Origin of the sequence: Romboutsia sp. Marseille-P6047, from assembly GCF_900604535.1 — a bacterium.
Taxonomy (GTDB): Bacteria; Bacillota; Clostridia; order Peptostreptococcales; family Peptostreptococcaceae; genus Romboutsia_E.
In genome coordinates, this window is the sequence record NZ_UWOT01000029.1 from 1 (window position 1) to 2,736 (window position 2,736).

At 48.4% G+C, this 2,736-nt stretch carries 21 tRNA genes and 3 rRNA genes; all 24 read left to right on the forward strand.

The features are described from left to right. Window positions 1-127: ribosomal RNA gene (locus EIH23_RS15860) — 23S ribosomal RNA — on the forward strand; the annotation flags it as partial. Between the two features lie 154 nt (window positions 128-281). Then, window positions 282-398: ribosomal RNA gene (gene rrf / locus EIH23_RS15865) — 5S ribosomal RNA — on the forward strand. Between the two features lie 4 nt (window positions 399-402). Next, window positions 403-477, forward strand: a tRNA-Glu gene (locus EIH23_RS15870). A gap of 9 nt (window positions 478-486) precedes the next feature. Further along, window positions 487-560 (forward strand) — tRNA-Gly (locus EIH23_RS15875). A gap of 12 nt (window positions 561-572) precedes the next feature. After that, window positions 573-648 (forward strand) — tRNA-Val (locus tag EIH23_RS15880). Window positions 649-653: 5 nt separating this feature from the next. Beyond that, window positions 654-730 (forward strand) — tRNA-Asp (locus EIH23_RS15885). Between the two features lie 9 nt (window positions 731-739). Next, window positions 740-815 (forward strand) — tRNA-Asn (locus EIH23_RS15890). 9 nt (window positions 816-824) lie between these two features. Then, window positions 825-900 (forward strand) — tRNA-Asn (locus EIH23_RS15895). A 4-nt stretch (window positions 901-904) separates the two neighbouring features. Continuing rightward, window positions 905-979 (forward strand) — tRNA-Thr (locus EIH23_RS15900). Window positions 980-989: 10 nt separating this feature from the next. After that, window positions 990-1,074, forward strand: a tRNA-Tyr gene (locus tag EIH23_RS15905). A gap of 9 nt (window positions 1,075-1,083) precedes the next feature. After that, window positions 1,084-1,157, forward strand: a tRNA-Gly gene (locus tag EIH23_RS15910). 18 nt (window positions 1,158-1,175) lie between these two features. Then, window positions 1,176-1,252: transfer RNA gene (locus tag EIH23_RS15915), tRNA-Arg, on the forward strand. A 6-nt stretch (window positions 1,253-1,258) separates the two neighbouring features. Further along, window positions 1,259-1,334 (forward strand) — tRNA-Gln (locus tag EIH23_RS15920). Window positions 1,335-1,354: 20 nt separating this feature from the next. Next, window positions 1,355-1,430: transfer RNA gene (locus EIH23_RS15925), tRNA-Lys, on the forward strand. Between the two features lie 5 nt (window positions 1,431-1,435). Next, a tRNA-Ser gene (locus tag EIH23_RS15930) sits at window positions 1,436-1,524 on the forward strand. Window positions 1,525-1,530: 6 nt separating this feature from the next. Next, window positions 1,531-1,622, forward strand: a tRNA-Ser gene (locus EIH23_RS15935). Between the two features lie 9 nt (window positions 1,623-1,631). Next, window positions 1,632-1,708: transfer RNA gene (locus tag EIH23_RS15940), tRNA-Pro, on the forward strand. 10 nt (window positions 1,709-1,718) lie between these two features. Then, window positions 1,719-1,795 (forward strand) — tRNA-Ile (locus EIH23_RS15945). Window positions 1,796-1,812: 17 nt separating this feature from the next. Continuing rightward, window positions 1,813-1,888 (forward strand) — tRNA-Trp (locus EIH23_RS15950). A 34-nt stretch (window positions 1,889-1,922) separates the two neighbouring features. Continuing rightward, window positions 1,923-1,999: transfer RNA gene (locus tag EIH23_RS15955), tRNA-Pro, on the forward strand. A gap of 7 nt (window positions 2,000-2,006) precedes the next feature. Further along, window positions 2,007-2,083, forward strand: a tRNA-Ile gene (locus EIH23_RS15960). Between the two features lie 5 nt (window positions 2,084-2,088). Beyond that, window positions 2,089-2,164: transfer RNA gene (locus EIH23_RS15965), tRNA-Phe, on the forward strand. A gap of 10 nt (window positions 2,165-2,174) precedes the next feature. After that, a tRNA-Met gene (locus EIH23_RS15970) sits at window positions 2,175-2,251 on the forward strand. Between the two features lie 138 nt (window positions 2,252-2,389). Then, a 16S ribosomal RNA gene (locus EIH23_RS15975) occupies window positions 2,390-2,736 on the forward strand; the annotation flags it as partial.

The window sequence follows — 2,736 nt, forward strand, 5'->3', positions numbered from 1 at the left end:
GACTTCAAGATAAGATTTCCCACCGTAAGGGTAAGACCCCAGGAAGACTACCTGGTTGATAGGTCGAAGGTGTAAGTGCAGTAATGTATTTAGCTTATCGATACTAATAGGTCGAGGACTTGACCAATAAATTTAAATGATAAATCAATAAATGATATGCAGTTTTCAGAGTATTAATTTTAAACTTTTGAAAAAAAGTTTAAAAAAACTGTTGACATTATAGATAGAAAATGTTAATATAATACTTGTACGATACGTAAGTATCGAAATAATACAAAATATGTGGTTATTATAGCAAAGAGGATACACCTGTTCCCATTCCGAACACAGAAGTTAAGCTCTTTAGCGCTAATGGTACTTGGAGGGCAACCTCCTGGGAGAGTAAGACGTAGCCACGTATATGGCCCATTGGTCAAGCGGTCAAGACACCGCCCTTTCACGGCGGTAACAGGGGTTCGATTCCCCTATGGGTCACCAATTAAATATGCGGGTGTAGCTCAATGGTAGAGTTCCGGCCTTCCAAGCCGGCTGTGAGGGTTCGATCCCCTTCACCCGCTCCAGATTAAACTTATGGGACTATAGCTCAGCTGGGAGAGCACCTGCCTTACAAGCAGGGGGTCACAGGTTCGAGCCCTGTTAGTCCCACCAATTGCGGCCTGGTAGTTCAGCTGGTTAGAATGCCAGCCTGTCACGCTGGAGGTCGAGGGTTCGAGTCCCTTCCAGGTCGCCAATAAAATATGGGAGTATGGCTCAGTTGGTAGAGCAAATGACTGTTAATCATTGGGTCACAGGTTCGAGTCCTGTTACTCCCGCCAATAAAACATGGGAATATGGCTCAGTTGGTAGAGCAAATGACTGTTAATCATTGGGTCACAGGTTCGAGTCCTGTTATTCCCGCCAATATGCTGGTGTGGCTCAACGGTAGAGCAGCTGACTTGTAATCAGCAGGTTGTAGGTTCGATTCCTATCACCAGCTCCATAAAACTTTTGGAGGATTTCCCGAGCGGCCAAAGGGGGCAGACTGTAAATCTGTTAGCATTGCTTTCGGTGGTTCGAATCCACCATCCTCCACCAATTAAATATGCGGGTGTAGCTCAATGGTAGAGTTCCGGCCTTCCAAGCCGGCTGTGAGGGTTCGATCCCCTTCACCCGCTCCAAATAATTCACTATGATGTGGGTGCATAGCTCAGCTGGATAGAGCAACGCCCTTCTAAGGCGTGTGTCCGGGGTTCGAATCCCTGTGCGCTCACCATTTTATAGGGGATTCGCCAAGTCGGTAAGGCATAGCACTTTGACTGCTACATGCGTAGGTTCGAGTCCTGCATCCCCTGCCAACTTATTAAAAAGTTAAAATGATCCATTAGCTCAGTCGGTAGAGCACCTGACTTTTAATCAGGGTGTCCCGCGTTCGAGTCGCGGATGGATCACCATTTACGGAGAGGTGTCCGAGTGGTTTAAGGAGCTGGTCTTGAAAACCAGTGATGCTTAACGGCACCGTGGGTTCGAATCCCACCCTCTCCGCCAAGTATTGGAGAAGTACTCAAGTGGCTCAAGAGGATCCCCTGCTAAGGGATTAGGCTGGGTAAACCGGTGCGAGGGTTCGAATCCCTCCTTCTCCGCCAATATAAAGTCGAGGTGTAGCGCAGTTTGGTAGCGCACTTGGTTTGGGACCATGGGGCCGGGGGTTCGAGTCCCTTCACCTCGACCATTGATAAAGTGGACCATTAGCTCAGTTGGTTAGAGCGCCCGGCTCATAACCGGTAGGTCTGGGGTTCGAGTCCCTGATGGTCCACCACTTTAAAAATATATTACAGGGGTGTAGCTCAGTTGGTAGAGCGTCGGTCTCCAAAACCGTGCGCCGGGGGTTCGAGTCCCTCCACCCCTGCCAACAAGTTTTATTAAATTTATAACTTATATAAAGTCGAGGTGTAGCGCAGTTTGGTAGCGCACTTGGTTTGGGACCATGGGGCCGGGGGTTCGAGTCCCTTCACCTCGACCATTAATGAGGGCCTATAGCTCAGGTGGTTAGAGCGCACGCCTGATAAGCGTGAGGTCGCTGGTTCGAGTCCAGCTAGGCCCACCAAAAACGCCCAGATAGCTCAGTCGGTAGAGCAGGGGACTGAAAATCCCCGTGTCGGTGGTTCGATTCCGCCTCTGGGCACCAAAATGAATATGGCGGTATAGCTTAGTTGGCTAGAGCGTTCGGTTCATACCCGAAAGGTCACAGGTTCGACTCCTGTTACCGCTACCAACTCAAACTATATTGAAATTAAGAACTTTGAAAATTAAACAGTAGGTTAATTTATAAATTTTATTCTTATTTAAGAATTAAAACACAAACAACCAAGCCAGATATTCAGATAATGATTAGCTGAGCGATGGACAACTTTTATTTGAGAGTTTGATCCTGGCTCAGGATGAACGCTGGCGGCGTGCCTAACACATGCAAGTCGAGCGAACTTCTTCGGAAGTGAGCGGCGGACGGGTGAGTAACGCGTGGGTAACCTGCCCTATACACACGGATAACGTACCGAAAGGTACGCTAATACGAGATAACATATTTTTATCGCATGGTAAAAATATCAAAGCTCCGGCGGTATAGGATGGACCCGCGTCTGATTAGCTAGTTGGTAAGGTAACGGCTTACCAAGGCGACGATCAGTAGCCGACCTGAGAGGGTGATCGGCCACATTGGAACTGAGACACGGTCCAAACTCCTACGGGAGGCAGCAGTGG